Origin of the sequence: Shewanella sp. ECSMB14101, from assembly GCF_000773485.1 — a bacterium.
GTDB lineage: Bacteria > Pseudomonadota > Gammaproteobacteria > Enterobacterales > Shewanellaceae > Shewanella > Shewanella marisflavi.
This window is the reverse complement of the sequence record NZ_JSFF01000015.1, coordinates 108043-124886: the sequence shown is the minus strand read 5'-3', so window position 1 is coordinate 124886 and position 16844 is coordinate 108043. Positions and strand designations below refer to the sequence as shown.

16 protein-coding genes are annotated in these 16844 nt (G+C 53.1%); 7 read left to right on the top strand and 9 right to left on the bottom strand.

What is annotated here, in order from left to right; all coding sequences use genetic code 11:
- Window positions 1-56: 56 nt before the first annotated feature.
- Window positions 57-2228, bottom strand: coding sequence for a TonB-dependent siderophore receptor (locus NY07_RS12735; protein ID WP_033539732.1), 2172 nt, complete (start codon window positions 2226-2228; stop codon window positions 57-59).
- Window positions 2229-2496: 268 nt separating this feature from the next.
- Here NY07_RS12735 and NY07_RS12730 point away from each other — a divergent pair, with 268 nt between their 5' ends.
- The 3 genes from NY07_RS12730 to NY07_RS19540 are packed head-to-tail and all read left to right on the top strand — an operon-like array spanning window position 2497 to window position 3859.
- Window positions 2497-3465, top strand: coding sequence for a zinc metalloprotease (locus NY07_RS12730; RefSeq protein ID WP_033539731.1), 969 nt, complete (start codon window positions 2497-2499; stop codon window positions 3463-3465).
- A 4-nt stretch (window positions 3466-3469) separates the two neighbouring features.
- The gene (locus tag NY07_RS12725; RefSeq protein ID WP_033539730.1) at window positions 3470-3712 is read left to right on the top strand and encodes a hypothetical protein; all 243 of its coding nucleotides are present in this window, start codon (window positions 3470-3472) and stop codon (window positions 3710-3712) included.
- Window positions 3713-3859, top strand: coding sequence for a hypothetical protein (locus NY07_RS19540; RefSeq protein WP_161783163.1), 147 nt, complete (start codon window positions 3713-3715; stop codon window positions 3857-3859).
- A gap of 12 nt (window positions 3860-3871) precedes the next feature.
- Here the strand turns inward: NY07_RS19540 and NY07_RS12720 are convergent, their stop codons facing one another.
- The 4 genes from NY07_RS12720 to NY07_RS12705 are packed head-to-tail and all read right to left on the bottom strand — an operon-like array spanning window position 3872 to window position 7300.
- Window positions 3872-4630, bottom strand: a complete 759-nt coding sequence (locus tag NY07_RS12720; protein WP_033539729.1) for a sulfite exporter TauE/SafE family protein — start codon at window positions 4628-4630, stop codon at window positions 3872-3874.
- Between the two features lie 23 nt (window positions 4631-4653).
- Entirely contained in the window at window positions 4654-5208 is a 555-nt protein-coding gene (locus NY07_RS12715) for a DUF924 family protein (protein WP_033539728.1), read from the bottom strand.
- 9 nt (window positions 5209-5217) lie between these two features.
- On the bottom strand, window positions 5218-6729 hold the full coding sequence (locus NY07_RS12710) for a PH domain-containing protein (protein WP_033539727.1): 1512 nt from the start codon (window positions 6727-6729) through the stop codon (window positions 5218-5220).
- A gap of 4 nt (window positions 6730-6733) precedes the next feature.
- Complete coding sequence (locus NY07_RS12705) at window positions 6734-7300, bottom strand: PH domain-containing protein (protein ID WP_052125675.1); 567 nt, start codon at window positions 7298-7300, stop codon at window positions 6734-6736.
- Between the two features lie 156 nt (window positions 7301-7456).
- On the opposite strand from NY07_RS12705, the gene NY07_RS12700 reads away from it, so the two are divergent.
- Window positions 7457-7747, top strand: a complete 291-nt coding sequence (locus tag NY07_RS12700) for a winged helix-turn-helix domain-containing protein (protein ID WP_033539726.1) — start codon at window positions 7457-7459, stop codon at window positions 7745-7747.
- A 33-nt stretch (window positions 7748-7780) separates the two neighbouring features.
- On the opposite strand, the gene NY07_RS12695 is transcribed toward NY07_RS12700, so the two are convergent.
- Complete coding sequence (locus tag NY07_RS12695; RefSeq protein ID WP_033539725.1) at window positions 7781-8107, bottom strand: DUF2956 domain-containing protein; 327 nt, start codon at window positions 8105-8107, stop codon at window positions 7781-7783.
- Between the two features lie 189 nt (window positions 8108-8296).
- On the opposite strand from NY07_RS12695, the gene NY07_RS12690 reads away from it, so the two are divergent.
- Window positions 8297-9607, top strand: coding sequence for a short-chain fatty acid transporter (locus NY07_RS12690; protein ID WP_033539724.1), 1311 nt, complete (start codon window positions 8297-8299; stop codon window positions 9605-9607).
- Window positions 9608-9717: 110 nt separating this feature from the next.
- Window positions 9718-11535 carry an ABC transporter transmembrane domain-containing protein gene (locus NY07_RS12685; RefSeq protein WP_033539723.1) on the top strand — a complete coding sequence of 606 codons (1818 nt, stop codon included), beginning with the start codon at window positions 9718-9720 and terminating at the stop codon, window positions 11533-11535.
- A gap of 65 nt (window positions 11536-11600) precedes the next feature.
- Here NY07_RS12685 and NY07_RS12680 read toward each other — a convergent pair whose 3' ends face one another.
- Complete coding sequence (locus NY07_RS12680) at window positions 11601-12629, bottom strand: DUF4382 domain-containing protein (RefSeq protein WP_235363929.1); 1029 nt, start codon at window positions 12627-12629, stop codon at window positions 11601-11603.
- Between the two features lie 210 nt (window positions 12630-12839).
- Here NY07_RS12680 and NY07_RS12675 point away from each other — a divergent pair, with 210 nt between their 5' ends.
- Complete coding sequence (locus tag NY07_RS12675) at window positions 12840-13352, top strand: lipocalin family protein (protein ID WP_033539722.1); 513 nt, start codon at window positions 12840-12842, stop codon at window positions 13350-13352.
- Between the two features lie 57 nt (window positions 13353-13409).
- Here the strand turns inward: NY07_RS12675 and NY07_RS12670 are convergent, their stop codons facing one another.
- Window positions 13410-15005 carry an AMP-binding protein gene (locus NY07_RS12670; RefSeq protein WP_033539721.1) on the bottom strand — a complete coding sequence of 532 codons (1596 nt, stop codon included), beginning with the start codon at window positions 15003-15005 and terminating at the stop codon, window positions 13410-13412.
- A gap of 345 nt (window positions 15006-15350) precedes the next feature.
- On the bottom strand, window positions 15351-16793 hold the full coding sequence (ccoG, locus tag NY07_RS12665; protein WP_033539720.1) for a cytochrome c oxidase accessory protein CcoG: 1443 nt from the start codon (window positions 16791-16793) through the stop codon (window positions 15351-15353).
- Between the last annotated feature and the right edge of the window lie 51 nt (window positions 16794-16844).

Here is a 16844-nt window from a genome sequence, read left to right as displayed (position 1 = left end):
GAGTTGCTATTAAAAAGGGCATATAGGTTTTCCTATATGCCCTTTTTTACGTCGGGTTAGATCTTCCAGTTGAGGGTGGCGCTGTAGTTTGCGGGAGCGCCATAGAAGGCCTGAGCCCAATAGAGACTGTTGAGATATTTCTCATCGGTCACATTGTTGGCGTTGACGCTCAGCTGTATATTCTCGTTAAACTGATAGCGGGCCATAAGATCGACGATGGCGTAGGCGTCCTGCCGGGTAATGATCTCTTCGCCCGCATTATCAAAGCCATCGCCAACCACGCCCTGATGACGCGAGATATCGTCCTGCCAGCGCATGTTCATCCCAATCGATAAGCCTTCAATGGCGGCGACATCGTAGGTGGCGGCGAATTTGAGCAGGCGGCTTGGGGTATAGGCCGCGACTATCTCGGCGTTTTCGTCGTGACCATCAATATCGAAGTCGGTAAAGCCCAGGCTCAGGTTGAGGCCATCAAATACCTCTCCGGCGACTTCAAATTCATAGCCCTTACTGTTAATGCCATCGGCGCCTATGTAGCGCTGGTCGGTCGGCGGCAGATCCGCAGTGCGTGGATCTGGCACGGCCAGATTGACCTGCTGAATGTCGAAATAGGCCAGACTGGCGATCAGGCGACCATTAAATAGCTCGCTCTTAAGACCTATCTCCTTACTTTCACCTGTAACAGGCGCCAGCAAGTTGTCGTCGATATCCTTCTCGGTTTGCGACTTGAAGGTCTCGGTATAGCTGGCATAGGCCACTAGTTCAGGAGTGATGCGATAAACGGCGCCCAGGTAGGGGATAAACTGGCTATCTTCTACATCTTGTAGCTTGCTGTAGGAGACCCCTTCGGCCTGCCACTTATTGAAGCGACCACCGGCGATAAGATGGAAGCCCTCGAACAGGTTAAAGCGACCGGTAAAGTAGGCGGCCTGCTGCTTAGCGCTGACGTCGCTGCCGCGGGGGCTGTCGGCAAAGATGGGCTTGGGCGTGTTGCCATCCCAGTCGTTGAGATCCGGCATGGCCGGGAAACCATTGCCCGTGGTGTAGTCATATAAAGAGGTGTCGATATAGTCCACCTTGGCATAGTTCACCCCAGCGACCAACTGATGCTCGCGGCCAAACAGGCTGACTTCGCCATCGACATAGATATCTACCAGATCATGACTCTCGTCGAGATCGTATTCGCTGCCATAGCCGGTGAGACCCAGGCCGGTTTCTCGGTCGGGCGTGCCGTAAACATAGAAAAGTTCGGTATCTTCATCGGTACTCTTGTGGGAGTAAGTCGCGCGTAGACGCCAGTCGTTGCCGAAGTAGTGACTCAACTCCACCACGGTATTTTGCTTGATCACCTGCCAGTTAGACCAATCGGCCGAGGTGTTGGTGGATCTGTCGTAGTGGGTTGGACTGCCATCCGTATAGTAGAGCGGCAGTGCGCCCCAGTTATTGCCCGTAGCATCGTTGTTGATGTAACTGTGGCTGACCGACAGGCTGGTGTCGTCGCTCAGGTTAGCCTCCAGGAAGGCATAGAGCACGCTTTTATCTGTCTCGTAGCGATCGAGGTAAGACTCCTTTGTCTGTTTCACTGCCACCACGCGCCCGGCAAAAGTGTCGTTAAGGCGGCCACTGGCATCGGCTTCCACCCTGAGGTTGTTAAAGCTGCCGTAGCTGGCCTGCAGATTAAGCTGATTGTCAGCCGTTGGGCGCTTACGAATGAAGTTGACCGTGGCCGAGGGATTGCCCACGCCCGTCATCAGGCCGTTGGCGCCGCGGATCACCTCGATGCGATCATAGATGGCGGTGTCTTCGTCGGCATGGTTGTTACCCGAGGTGAGCGGCAGGCCGACGCCGTCTATCTGAAAGTTGGTGATGTCGAATCCGCGCGCCGTGTAGTAGGTTCGGTCGGTCTCGATACGCTCAACATTGATACCTGTGGCACTGTCCAGGGCGCTGTTGATGTCATTGAGCTGGAAGTCGTCGAGCTGTGCATCTGTGATCACCGAGACAGACTGAGGAATGTCGACAATGGCCAGATCCAGCCGTGAGGCGCCGCCAACTGAATGGGCGTTGTAGCCTTGCACATAGCGTCCGCGAACCTCGATCTTCTCGATCTGTTCATCGACCTGTTGCTTTTCTTGGTTTGTCTGAGCGGTTTGGGTTTCTGCATGGCCAGGCATGGCAGTCATGCTTAGGGCACAGAAGATTGCGAGCGAAATAGGCTTTAGTTTCATGATCTGTCGTCATCTTAGCGAAAGAGGAATAGTGAGGAGTCGTGCAAGCCGTTGAGGCTCGGCATGCCGTCCAAATTAACGCAACAAAGGATACCCAAAAAAAGCATCAGCTTAAATAGTAATGGTTATCATTTACATTTGTATGGAGTGTAAAGAGAAATTAAAGAAAACCGCCAGGCCGTGGAGAAAAGCGCCTTTGTTCGCAAGTTCGCCGACTTTTCCTATACTCAGTAATGTGAACTGGATCTGATTTTAAGGTGAGGCTGTCATGAGAAGAAGCGTAATACTGCTAACCACTCTGTTGTTGATATCAGTAAGCAGTTTGGTTCAAGCCGATCAAGAACAGGCAAGGACGAGCACGACGCCCGCATTTGACCATGCCAATGCTAACGCCGCCTTTCTGCGTTGTGGTACCCGTACCCCCTCAGATATAGAGGTGCGCTTACTTAATGAGCACCTGAAAGCCTTAAAGAAGCCTAGCGGCGTTGGTAACGGCAATGGCAATGGTGGTGGCAACGGTGGTGGTTCGAGCGACCCATACACCCCGGTAGGTTACAATATTCCCGTTTATGTGCATCTGATTCTGAGCAGCAGTGGAGATGGCAATGTCTTCTCTTTGATAAATACTCAGATCGATGTGCTCAACGACGCTTTTTCAGGTGCGGGCGGCGGGAGCGGTTTCGATACTAAGTTCAGTTTTACCTTAAAGGGGGTCACCACTAGTTATAACGATGCCTGGTACACCGCAGGGCCGGGCACCAGTGCCGAGCGTGATATGAAACGAACCCTACGCGAGGGTAACGCTGAGACCCTGAATATCTATGTGTCCAACCCTGGCGGCGGCTTGCTGGGCTGGGCAACTTTTCCTACCGATTATGCCAGTAACCCAAGCGATGATGGGATTGTGATCCTGAATCAATCTCTGCCAGGCGGCACTGCGGCGCCGTACAACGAGGGGGATACTGCCACTCATGAGGTGGGTCATTGGCTGGGCTTGTACCACACCTTCCAGGGCGGCTGTAATGGTGGCGGGGATCAGGTTGGGGATACACCAGCCGAGCGCTCAGCAGCTTATGGCTGCCCTACGGGGCGCGACACCTGTAGGCGCGACGCCGGTGACGACCCCATCTATAACTTCATGGACTATACCGACGATAGTTGCATGGTCGAGTTCACCCAGGGCCAGTCTGAACGTGCCGATATGTTGAGCGGTACCTATCGTTGGCCGGTGAATTAGCGTTATGCGCAGTTCTTTGCTGACACAGGGCCTGTGGACTCTCGCCATAGGCCTTTGCTTTTGGGGAACGCCCTGTTTTGGCGAGCGGCTGCGCGCCCCCGATTTTGTTCCTTGCGATCGCAACCATCTTACCTCCTGGCAGGGGGAGGTGTTTAATTATCACAGGAGCGAAACCCAGATAGATTTTGGCATTCGTACCCTCGATGGCACCATAGAAAGGTTGAATATTGCCTATCAGCTGGAGTAGATGCGCTTAAACGGCGGTCTGTTTACCCGCCCCGACTGGAAGACGCTGGAGCTTTCCCCCGGTGTACTCAAGCCATCAGTGGCGGTGCGGGTATGGCGCTGTGAGCAAGCGGGGGTTGTCAGCTATATGATAGATTGGCGCGACTAATCTATCTGAGTGTTAGTGAAGCATGGCGGCGATACTGCCGCAGAGCGTCATTAAAAACAGAAACCACTTCAACACATTTGGACTGACCTTAATGGCCAGTTTCACCGCCAGATGAGCGCCCACCATAGTCCCTGCCGCTAAAATTAAACCGGGTAACCAGAGAATCAGATCTTCATAGATAAACACCAGCAGTGAGGCCAAGGTAAAAAACAAGGTGCAGAACACCTTTAAGGCATTGGCTCTGACCAGATCATATCTCAGGCTACCCGCCAAGGCGGCTAGGAGGACAAAGCCAACGCCAGCCTGTACGAAGCCGCCGTAGATCCCGGCTAGCGTCAGCCAAAACCAGGCCTTGGGGGTCTGGCTCATCTTGTTAACCGGGGTGCCCAGTTCGGGGGAGATGATGGCCGGGCGCACCAGTATGATAAAGGCCATTAGCAGCATGGTGCCCAGCAGCAGGGGTTTGATCAACTCGCTGGGGGCGTAGGCGGCGGCGCCCGCACCAATGAATCCGCCGACAATCGTGGGCAGTAAAATAGGGCCCTTGTCGTCGGTATCCAGCTTGCCATGCTTATGAAAACCTATCATGGCGGTGATCGATTGCACCGTGACGCCGACGCGATTGGTGGCATTGGCCACCTCGGCGGGCATGCCCATTACCATGAGTGCGGGCAGGGTCAGGTTGGAACCGCCACCGGCCAAGGTATTAATGATACCGGCCATAAAGCCGGTGACTAACAGCAAGAGGCCGTGGGCCAGGGTGATCTCCATGGGTACTCCTTAATCCCTATGGGTTAAAAGCTTGAGCCGGGCTCGGCGAGAAACGCCAGCTCCTCTTGGGTCGATTGTCGTCCTAAAATGGCGTTGCGATGGGGATAACGGCCAAATCGGTCGATGATCGCCTTATGTCGCTGTTCAAATGCCAGGTTATTCTCGGCACCCTCACGGTTAAAGAGGATCATAGCTACCTCATGAATTGCCCTGGACTCGCTGTGCATATAGGGCATATAGAGAAAGGGAACTTGTTTGGGTTGCAACTGTTTGTCGACACCAGCGGCGACCGCTTCCTGGGCCAGGGCTAATGCCATGGGATCGGCGGCGAATGCCAGGGGCGTGTCCCTGTGGATGTTACGGCTAAATTGATCCAGCACTATGATCTCAGCCAGACGCCCCTGAGGTGTGGTGCGCCAGTGATAGAGTTCGCCATTGATTGCCTGAGTAAGCAGCTCGCCAAAGCGCGTTTTGATCCCTTGGTCAAACGCCAGATCTTTTGCAAACCAGGCTTTAGGCTCAATCTCCTCGAACCAAAACTTGAGTATCTCGTCAGGCGTATGGCTTATCCGGTTCATTTGTGCTCCTTAAATCCAGTTTTTGGGATCTTGCCTGGTTAAACTTAACGCGGTTTCGGCAATCAATCTAGCCTCTGTCAGCGGAATATAGGGGATCACCAAAGGTCCTGACGCAAGCCCTAAATGCAAGGTTGCCAGCGCGTGGCGTTTTTGCCCCGGTGTCTGTGAGATACTGACATTCTGAGTTTTTATCAAGGGAACCAACTGCCAGGATTGACCCAATATGCCGCTGTGGATCCAGCAGTCATCTCCCTCGAGGTGATAGCCCCACTGGCGATAGTGCAGATACAGGCCGATTAGCGACAACAGGGTTAAGCCATACACAATTTGGGTAAAGGGCGTAAAACCTGTGATGGGGGTTAGCAGCAGAGGAAGGAGTGCCAGCGGCAGGGCGCGGCGCCAAAACCAGCCTATGTTGATCCCCTGAAAAGCTGAAGGCAAGCGATTTGCCTTGGTCGCCAGGCCATCGAGTCTGGGCAGCATCTCTGCTATGTCGCCTCGGGTCATGCTGGGGATCAGCAGGTGACGCTTGGCGAGCTGCTCTACCTCATTGCCCTTCACCTGCTCGAAATGCACCGTCCAGCGCTGTAACAGGCGGCCGATAGCGGGTTGCTCGAAACGCACTGTCTGGACCCTGTGCAGGCGCAGTGCATCTTGTTGTTTGGCCAATACTCCGCCGGTTCTGTGGAGTGTCCCTTGACGCAGGCAGAGACGATAGGGGTAATACTTGAGCACCGAAGATGCCATGGAGATCAGCGATAGCAAGAGGTAGACAAGCGTCAAAGTGCCAAGAATAAGTAGCGCCTGATAGCCAAGCTCGGTAGCGATTTGGGTCTGATACCAGTGCAGCAGCCCTTGCACCAGCGCATTGTGCTGCAGGTTTTCCCAATCTATCTGTCCCAAAATAGAGCCTGAGATCAGTGACAGCCAGATTAGGTTGTTTTGGTACAGACCGAAGATCATTAATGCCTTAAGATCTTTGGCGATCACTAAGCCTTCTTTTGGTATTTCATGGTTGAGTTGAGTCTTAACCTGTTGTTCTATTGGTGACTGCTTTTGTGTATGCGCCCTAAACAGCTCTCTTTTGAGCTGCATCGCCTGGCGATAGTTGACGGCGGCGAGTACGGCTTCGTCTCGTTTGGAACCCGCGGTTTCCACCACCAGGCTATAGAGGCCAAGGGGGCGAAAATAGAGCGGCTGTTCCAGGCGGACATTCTGAATCTTGTTAAGGGGAATTTCCTGCGCCCGTTTAAAGATCAATCCCTGACGGATCCCCAATTTGGCGTCTTGCAATCGATATCGATACCAGGCCCATTGCAGGCTGGCATAGCTTAAAGTAAGCAGACAGACGCCTAACGCGACCAAGAGTACCCAAGGGGAGTTAAAACCTTGCTGCCACCCGGTGTAGACCAGCGGGATCAGGGCGTAGCCATTGGTCAACAGTTGCTTGAGACCGCCAAAACTAAAGCTGATGATAGACCAGGGAGAGAGGCTGGCCCACTGGGCAAACCTAGTATTCATGAGCTTAGGCTTCCTTCTCGTCTGAGCCTTGCTGGCTTAGCGAAGCCTTGGCCAGCAGGTGTCTGCGTAGTGGCTCAGCTTCCTGGGTATCCAATCCTGGTAGGCTGATTTCGGCACTGCCGCTGCCGGCACTGAAGCACTTGAGGGTATGCAGCGAAAAGTAGCGTTCCAGCGGCCCTTGAGAGAGGCTGACATGTTGCAGTCGTGTATAGGGAAGGGCGGTCTTCTTGTGCCAAATTAGCCCTTTTTGCATGACAAACTCATGTTCAAATACGCCGTAGGCGATAGAGAGGGCGTGGCGATAACGGCAATAGCCGACTGTGGCTGCCAGGATAAGCAGTAGCGTACTTAGGGCGATGATCATGCTGCCGGGCAGGTTGAGCAATATGCTGGCGATAGGGGCGATGATCAGTAGCGGCGTGAAGATCAGCAGGCTTTCTATCTGTACCTGCTGAATATAGGCCTGTTTGAGTTGGGTCAGTGGCAGCTCATCAATATTGAGCCAATCAGAGCTGTCCAGGCGTTGCCGTATCGATGCAGAGGTCGCTTGTTGAGGAGTCACATCTTCCATTTGTTATCCTGCCAAGTGGCGATTGAGTGCTGTTGATGAATGACTATATCACTTTTATCAGCGGCGTCAGCACTTTGCGCCTGTATGTGATGAATCTTTTATGTTACAAGAGTAAGAATACTAATTGTGGTAATAAGTTAGAGAAGAGAGGATGCCTTGAGCCCCGAGTTATCTAAGCAGAAAATTGCCTTCATGAGAAAGCTCTATCTGGCCCATTTGATTGATGCTGAACAGCACAATCTGTTGTCGCTCAATAAGGCGACCTCTATGCCTCGGCGTACCCTGCAAGATGCCATTGCCGCCCTTGGGGATATCGGAATTAGCTGCACCTTCGTGCAGGATGGCGAGCGTCACAACGCCGGTTACTATCGGCTGAATGACTGGGGACCTATCGATAAGCGCTGGGTGAAGGCCCATATCGAGGAGATTGCCCAGTCCTTAACGTAGGCGTGATATCGCCCTAGCAGTCATAGTGTCGCCTTAATGATTGAGCAGGTAGGCACAAATAAAACCAACCCAGCTGAGGGCAAGCAGTAGCCAGGGCAGAATACTCACCTGCCTGGCCTCTGGCGATGGCGCTTCGGTGTCTGTGTCGTGCTGCTGACGCTGTTTGGCTTTAAGTTCTTGTTTACGCGCCTTATCCCTGTCTCTTGCCTTACTCTTCTGACGTTTCTTGTATTCGGCAATTCCCTTTTCTATCCCCTGGGCAATCAGCTTGGTTTGCTCTTTGGTTTGTCCCGGCTTTTGGGTCGCCTTGGCAATTTTTAAGGCTTCATCTTTGGTCTCGGTGGAAAACTGCTGGGCCATAACATCTTAAGGTGGTGAATTGTGGCCTCACTATAACATGAGAAGGTGTAGGAAGGAGGGGGGAGATAGCAATGAATCCAGGAGTTGCCGATGACCCTATACGATAGTATGAATATGATTTTGTTTAGATATCGCTTAACCTGATCGCGGCTAATCAATAAATAATACTAAGCAATCAAGGATAAGAATATGCTCAATAAGGCCGCTCAACCTCTGGTAAAACTGGTCGATCGTTACCTGCCCGACCCCTATATTTTTGTGTTGCTGCTGACGCTGCTGGTGTTTGGCGCTGCTATGCTGGTGGAGCAGCAGAGCCCTGTGCAACTGGTGACCTATTGGGGCCAAGGCTTTTGGTCGCTGCTCAGCTTCTCCATGCAGATGCTGCTGGTGCTGGTGGCGGGTTACATGCTTGCCAGCTCGCCACCTATCAAACGCCTGCTCGATAAAATTGCCGGCCTGGCCAAGAGCGCTCCCCAGGCGATCATTTTGGTGACCTTAGTGTCCCTGATGGCCAGCTGGATAAACTGGGGTTTTGGCCTGGTGGTGGGCGCCTTGTTTGCCAAGGCGTTGGCGCGTCAGGTTAAGGTGGACTACCGCTTGCTGGTGGCCAGTGCCTACTCGGGCTTTGTGGTTTGGCACGCTGGCTTAGCGGGCTCTATTCCCCTGACCATAGCGACCAAGGGACACTTTGCCGAAGATAAGATAGGCATCATAGCCACAGAGCACACTATCTTCGCCGGGTTTAATCTGGCCTTGGTGGCGATCCTCTTCGTGCTTATCCCGCTGGTTAACCGCTTCATGCTGCCAAGCGACGAGGAGAGTATCTATGTCGACAGGGACAAGTTAGCAGAGCCCGAAGCCGAGAAAGAGGCCATTGTTCGGCCTGCCGATCATTTGGAAAATAGCCGTTTGCTTGCCTGGGCTGTGGGGGGATTGGGGCTGGCCTACCTGGGGCATTACTTTTTTGTCGCCGGTGGTAAGCTGAATCTTAATATCGTCAACTATCTGTTTCTGTTCCTCGCCATTATTTTGCATCAGACGCCCCGCAGTTTACTGCAGAGCCTAAATGAGGCGATTAAAGGTGGTGCAGGGATAGTGATCCAGTTCCCCTTCTATGCGGGGATCATGGCCCTCATGGTGCAGTCAGGGCTGGCCCAGAGTATTTCTGCCGGTTTTGTGGCTATCGCCAGTGCCGACAGCCTGCCGTTTTGGAGTTTTATCAGCGCCGGTATTGTTAACATCTTCGTGCCCTCAGGGGGCGGTCAGTGGGCGGTGCAGGCGCCTATCATGATCCCAGCGGCCGAGGCCTTGGGCGCAGATGTGGCGCGGGTGGCCATGGCGGTCGCCTGGGGCGATGCCTGGACCAATCTGATCCAACCTTTCTGGGCGCTGCCGGTACTGGCGATCGCGGGCTTGAAGGCGCGGGATATTATGGGTTACTGCTTGATGTTGCTACTGATCACAGGCGTAGTAATTAGCATAGGCCTCACCTGGTTCTAGCGAGTCCTTGTCAGTCAGCATTAGGCTAGAAACAAAACCCGCTTTTCATGGCGGGTTTTGTTATTCTGTCAGCTAATTGCCCTAAATCGCTTAATCTAAGGAAGGCTTGCTTGTCTCAACCACTTGCCGCTGAGGTTACTCAAAGCAGATCCTCAAATACCAAGCGGGCCGTGCTGCCCTGGATTGGTGGTTTCTTACGCCCTTACCGTCGCCGTGTGGTGGCCGCTATTCTCTTCCTGTTTATCGGTTCCTTGGCCTGGCTGTCACTGGGACAAGGTGTGCGCCTCATGGTGGATGAGGGGTTTCTTAGGGATAACGGCGACCGCCTAAACGAGATCATCTTGCTGGTGATTGGGATTACGGCGCTGAGCAGCTCAGCCATCTTCTGCCGTTTCTATCTGATGACTTGGTTGGGGGAGCGGGTCAGCGCCGACATACGGCTTAAGGTTTATAACCATCTGCTCGAGCTCTCTCCAGGTTTTTACGCCAAATTGCGCACCGGTGAGGTGATTTCGCGCTTTACCGCCGATGCGACCTTGCTGCAATCTGTGGTGGGTTCGAGTCTCTCTATGGCGCTGCGGGCCAGCGTGACTGTGGTCGGCGGCCTGGTGATGATGGCGATCACTAGCCTTAAGCTTACCGCCTTAGTATTGCTGGCGGTGCCCTTGGTGCTTGGCCCTATCTTCTTCTTTGGCCGCAAGGTGCGTGAACTGTCGCGACGCAGTCAGGATAAGGTGGGGGATCTCGGCGCTTATGTAGATGAGTCATTGCACGAGATCCACACGGTACAAGCCTATTGCCATGAGGATCGCGACAGGCAGCTGTTTGCCGAGCGGGTCGAGGAGGTGATGGCTGCTGCTAAAGGGCGCATCAAGTACCGCGCGATTTTGATCTCTTTGGTGATGTTTCTCAGTATCTTGGCCATTGCCTTGATCACTTGGGTGGGGGCAAAAGATGTGATGGCGCAGGCGATCACCCCGGGTGAATTGTCGGCCTTTATGTTCTACGCCGTGATGGTGGCGGGCGCCGTAGCGACCATCAGTGAAGTGATTGGCGAGATCCAGCGCGCCGCCGGGGCTACCGAGCGGTTGATCGAGCTGGTGGATACACCCATAGACATTCCTCAAGCACTTCATCCCAAGTCGCTGCCCGAGAAGGTGCGCGGTGAGCTCAAATTAAAACAGGTACGCTTTGCCTATCGGGAGGCCGCCGAGGGTCAGGGAGAGAGTGAACATAATGATGAGGTGATCCGCGGTCTGGACCTGCATATTAGCCCCGGTGAGCGGGTGGCACTGGTGGGGGCTAGCGGCGCCGGTAAGAGCACCCTGTTTGAACTGCTACAGCGCTTCTATGTGCTGAGCAGCGGTGTGATTGAACTCGATGGCATCGACATTGCCAGCCTGCGTCCCCAAGAGCTTCGCCAGCAATATGCCTTAGTGCCGCAGGAGTCGGTGATCTTTGCCACTAGCGTGCTGGAAAATGTGCGTTATGGCCGCCCCGATGCCAGCTTAGAAGAGGTGGTTCAGGCCTGTATCGCCGCCCGCGCCGATGAGTTTATTCGCGAGTTTCGTGATGGTTATCAGACCTATCTGGGTGAGCGCGGCGTGCGTTTATCTGGTGGGCAGAAGCAACGTATCGCCATCGCCAGAGCGATTTTGGCAGACCGTCCCGTACTACTGCTTGATGAGGCGACCAGTGCACTGGATGCGGTGAGCGAACAGAAAGTTAAGCAGGCGCTGGATCGTCTGATGCAGGGGCGTACCACCCTGATTATCGCCCACAGGTTGTCGACCGTGCTCAATGCCGATCGCATCTTGGTGATGGAGAAGGGGCAATTGGTAGCTAGTGGCACCCATGGTGAGTTGATGCAGGGCAACAGCCTGTATCGGGAGTTCGCCAGCTTGCAGCTGCTGACTGAAGAGTCCTAGTGGATATTGGCTGATAGATTTAAGGGCAAACAGCAGGTGTTTGCCCTTATCTGCTAGCCTATGAATTAGCCTCTGTGGCCGCCGTGGCCGCGACCACACTGATGGCGTGTTTCTCTGCCACCATCTTCAACGGCGATCTCTCCGCCATCCTCAAACAGGCTAAATGCGCCTTGAGTCATATCGTTTTGGGCTGGATCATCCAGGTGTCCCAGGCAGGTATAACCCACCCTGTAGCTTCCCGAAGGCAGATATCCCATGGCAAAGAACCAGTTGCCATTGATGTCTTGGCGTACGGGTGAGATGGCTACCGGTGAGAAGAGACCATCGCTGCGGTCCTGAACTATGTCACCCATTTGCGAGATGTTAGTCACTTCATTGGAGTAGAGGTAGGCCATGTGGTAGAACTGACCACCTTCTGGTGCGTTATCGGCGTTTTGGGTCTCGCAGTCTGCAATCCATTGAGAGTCCATCTCACCGAACAGATGGCCCATGGTTTCATTGTCTATAGAGTAGACGCCGTGATGGTTGAGCTGATATTGGCCGTCGGAAAAGTGCATCGACTGGTAGAGATCAATCTCCATCGTCAGGTTAAGGTGCTGATGTTCACCTAGGGTAAAGTTCGCCATAGGAAGGCGGCCATTTTCTATCATCAAGGGGTGTAAGCCCTGACCGTTCTCAATGGCGCAGCCTTGTGCCTGATCGCCGTTGACTAAGGTGAAATGCACATCATGATATTGGCCTGCAGGAAGTTCGAGACCATCGATCACTTTGTGGCTCTCTTTACCTTGGTAATCGAGCAGATTAAACCTATGTTGAGCCATATCCCGGCTATGTACTTGGCCATGAGCATCGGTCATCACCAATTTGTCGAGCACCAACTCGACCCGGCTGACCTGACTCATGGGGGCATCTGAAATGGCAATACTTACACTGCCGGTGCTAACAACTTGTTCTGGTGGGGTGTTATCGTCTGAGCCGCCGCAGCCCGCTAACATAAATCCAGAAAGAGCAAAGGGTATGAGGGTAAGGGGTAGAGTAAAGGATCGCATCTGGGGTACACCTTTTAATGAGTTTTTTCTAATGGTATTACTCATTCTAAGGGCACCTTAGTTAAAGAATAGTGATTTGTTGGTTAAAATTTATACTTTGTGAGCGGGCTAACGCTTAGGGAGAACAAGAGTTGAAGGCCCAATAAAAGTGCGATAGGAAAGCCATTTAGCCCCTAGTGAACCTTAGGGAAAATCGCTGCGTATTGCTTTAAAGATATGATTTTTCAAGCACACCTCAATAATTGGAGTATCCAAATGAAATGGCCGTTAACCCTGAGCTTGGTTTGTCTGTTAACTTTTTTGAGTGGCTGTACTAGCGCGCCCAAGGGCATAGCGCCGATTGAGGGATTTGAACTCTCAAGATATCTGGGCACCTGGCATGAGATTGCCCGTTTAGATCATGGCTTCGAGCGCGGCCTCAGCCAGGTGAGCGCAGAATACCGACTGCGTGATGATGGTGGTGTCAGTGTGATCAACCGTGGCTACTCGGCGGCGGATAAAAGCTGGAAAGTTGCCGAAGGCAAGGCCTACTTTGTCGAGAGTTCAGATATTGGTCATCTTAAGGTCTCCTTCTTCGGCCCCTTTTATGGTGCCTATGTGATCTACCGGTTAGACAGCGATTACCAATACGCTTTTGTGACCAGCTACAACCGAGATTACCTCTGGTTGCTGGCGCGCAGTCCAGAGATAGATGAGAGCTTAAAGCAGGATTTTATTAATCAGGCCAAGGCGCTGGGCTTTGATACCCAAGCGCTTATCTGGCCGTGATGAGCAAAGGTGAGGTCAGCGCCGGGCGTTGAGAGAACCCCCGGCGTGATGCGTGGCCTATTGTCTTAGCTCTCTGCGTAGTATCTTGCCCACGGTCGATTTAGGTAAGGCGGCCATAAATTCGAAAATCTTCGGCACCTTGTAACCTGCCAATTGCTCGCGGCAATGCGCTAGCAGCGCCTCTTGGGTCATCTGGTGATCAGATTTAGGGTCTCTCAGCACGATGGCGGCCTTAACGGCCTCGCCGCTGCGGCTATCTTCGACGCCAATGACAGCACATTCCAGTACGCTCTCATGGGCTGACAGCACATCTTCCACCTCGTTAGGGTAGACGTTAAAGCCGGAGACATTGATCATATCTTTCATGCGATCCACTATCTTATGCATCCCATTATCAGTAGCCAGGGCAATATCTCCTGTCTTGAAGAAGCCGTCCTGGGTCATCACCTTGGCGGTCTCGTCCGGCTTTTGCCAGTAGCCGCTCATCACCTGCGGACCTTTGACTGCCAGCTCGCCGACCTCTCCGTGGGGGACCTCTTGTTCATTGGCGTCGATGATCTTCACCTGAGTGTCAATCACGGGGCGGCCTATGGTGCCAAGACATTCAAGGCCGGGGGCGTTGAGCGAGACCACGGGGGAGGTTTCTGACAAACCATAGCCTTCGGAGATGGTGCAGCCTGTAGTGGTTTGCCATATGGATGCTGCTGCCTGGGTCAGTGCTGTGCCGCCGGAGATAGTGATCTTAAGGTGGCTGAAATCCAGTCCTTGAAAGGCCTTTTGATGGCACAGGCCGACAAACAGGGTGTTGAGTCCGGCGAATCCGGTAAACGCATGCTGTGACATGGTCTGGATCAAAGCGCTGATGTCTCTCGGATTTGGGATGAGTACGCTACAGCCGCCCTGTTCAAAGTAGACAAAATTCACCATAAAGGCATAGATATGATAGATGGGCAATGGTGCGATAAAGATCTCTTCGCCCTCGACAAACTTACTGGACAGGCGTGATTGTACCTGCAGCATATTGGCCAGCAGGTTGCTGTGGTTCAGCATAGCGCCTTTCGACAGGCCTGTGGTGCCACCTGTGTATTGCAGCGCCGCCAGGCTCTCTTGCGCTACCTTAACTTGGCGATAATCAGATTGGCTGCCCAGGGTTAACACCTGCTCAAAACTCACGGGGGCCAACGGGCTGTCGACAAGGGGCTGAGGCGCGATGAGATCGAGGGCATGGGTGGCGATAAGGGTCTCAATTTGGGTGGCTGGGATCACCTGCTCCAGTGTCGGTAGCAGATCGCTAAGCACCACCAAGGCCTTTGCCCCAGAATCATTGTATTGATGGATCAACTCCCTTTGGGTATAGAGGGGGTTAGTGTTGACCAATACCATTCCGGCTCTTAGTGCCCCATAGGCGGCGATAACAAATTGGGTAATGTTGGGCAGCTGGATGGCAATTTTGTCGCCAGCCTTTAGCTGGGTATGTTGTTGCAGGTAGGCGGCGAAGTAGCGGGAGTCGCGTTCTATATCGGCAAAGCTGCTGGCTTTACCCAGACAGACATAGGCTGTCTTATCGCCAAAGCGCTTAGCAGCGGTTTCGATCAGATCGATCAGTGAGCCATATTTGTCCAGGTCGACATGGGTATACGAATCATAATCCATGGACGCTTCTCCTTTGATTATTATTGTCAGCGTTATCGTAGAGTCTCAATCAAACAAGTGTTTAGACTGTGCTAAAAATTCGCCTAGGTCAACCATAACTGGAAGAAAATAAAACGCTTGTTTAACTAATATCTTGCTGAATAAAAAGTGATTTTCTTATTGCGGGGTGTTTATCTGGTCTGACCATACGGTAAGGCAGATGGGGAAGTATAGGCGCTAAAACATAAGTGGAGAGGCATACTCGCTTAGGGCTGCATACCCAGGTGTTAACCTTTTCATCGCCTTAGGAGTGTAACGGCCCCGGCTAAGGGGAAGCGCGTTTGGGCCGTTACCTACTTGGTCTTGTTAGAAGGGACTCAGACTAAAGAAAGGACTCGATTGAGAGACCTTATCCTTGGGACTACTCAGGTTGGTGACGGTAAAGTCGATAGTCTGCTTTTGCAGTTTAGTGCCAATGAAATCGGGCTGTTTTTGCTCGTACACTGTCACCGGATAACTCAGTTGCTCACCCGCCTTGATCAACACCTTTTGCGCTGTTTCTTTGGCGATGCTGTGGTGGTCAGTGCCAGTTAGGGCAATAAGATAATGGTGATCCTCCTGGGTCTTGTTGCGGATCTTCAGCGTATAGCTGTTTTCTATGCGACCATTGCCCACCTCTCGATATAGGCTCTGACGGTCACGTATCACATTGAGATCTATGCTTTGATGGCGATAGAGATCCAGCGCAAACACACTCAGCATAATCAGCACCGCCACACCATAGCCGACAAATTTAAAGGACGAGAAGCGTTTCACCTGCTTGCCCTGTAACTCATTTTCGCTGGCATAGCGGATCAATCCCTTGGCATAGCCAAATTTGTCCATGGTTTGATCGCAGGCATCGACACAGGCACCGCAGTTGATGCACTCATATTGCAGTCCGTTTCGAATATCTATGCCTGTGGGGCAGACATCGACACACAGATTACAATCGACGCAGTCGCCAAGGTCAGTGACCTGTTTACGTTTTCTCGGACCGCGTGACTCACCGCGGGCAGCATCATAGGAGACCGTCAGTGTGTTGGCGTCGAACATGGCAGACTGAAAGCGGGCGTAGGGGCAGCAGTGCAGACACATCTGCTCGCGCATCCAACCTGCGTTGAGGTAGGTGCATAGCGCAAAGAACCAGACCCAGGCGCTCACCCAGAAGCTGCCGCTGAGGGTAAAAATCTGTACATAGAGTTCGTTCGCCGGGATGAAGTAGGCGATAAAACCACAACCGGTGATCAGCGCTGCTAGTCCCCAGGCGAGGTGCTTGGCGGTGCGTTTGAGGAGCTTCTCTAGGTGCCAGGGCGCCTTGTCCAGGGCGTGACGCTTGTTGCTGTTGCCCTCAATCTGCCGCTCTATCCAGACGAAGGCAAAACTCCAACTGGTCTGTGGGCAGAGGTAGCCGCACCAGACACGCCCCCAGAACACGGTGACGAAGAAGAGGGCGAAGGCGGCGATGATAAACAGCCAGGCCAGCAGGGTAAAATCCTGCGGCCATAGGGTTAGGCTAAAGAAGTGAAACTCCTGGCGCTCGACATCCAAAAGGATCGCCTGGCGTCCTTGATAGGGGATAAAGGGGAGTAGGAAGAAAAAGAGGATAAGCAGGCTGTTAAGGCCGGTGCGCAGGCGTTGATAGCGACCCTTTTGCTCTTTGATGTGGATTTTTCCTGGCTTGGTTGGCAGGTTAACGACCGGGATTGCAGTGCCCTGTTTGGCCTGGGGCGAGGCGAGGGCGGCGTTACGGCTAAGATCTTGACTCATTGAATTTCCAAACTCTTGCTTAAGGGATTACCCGGAGCTAATGCAAGGAGG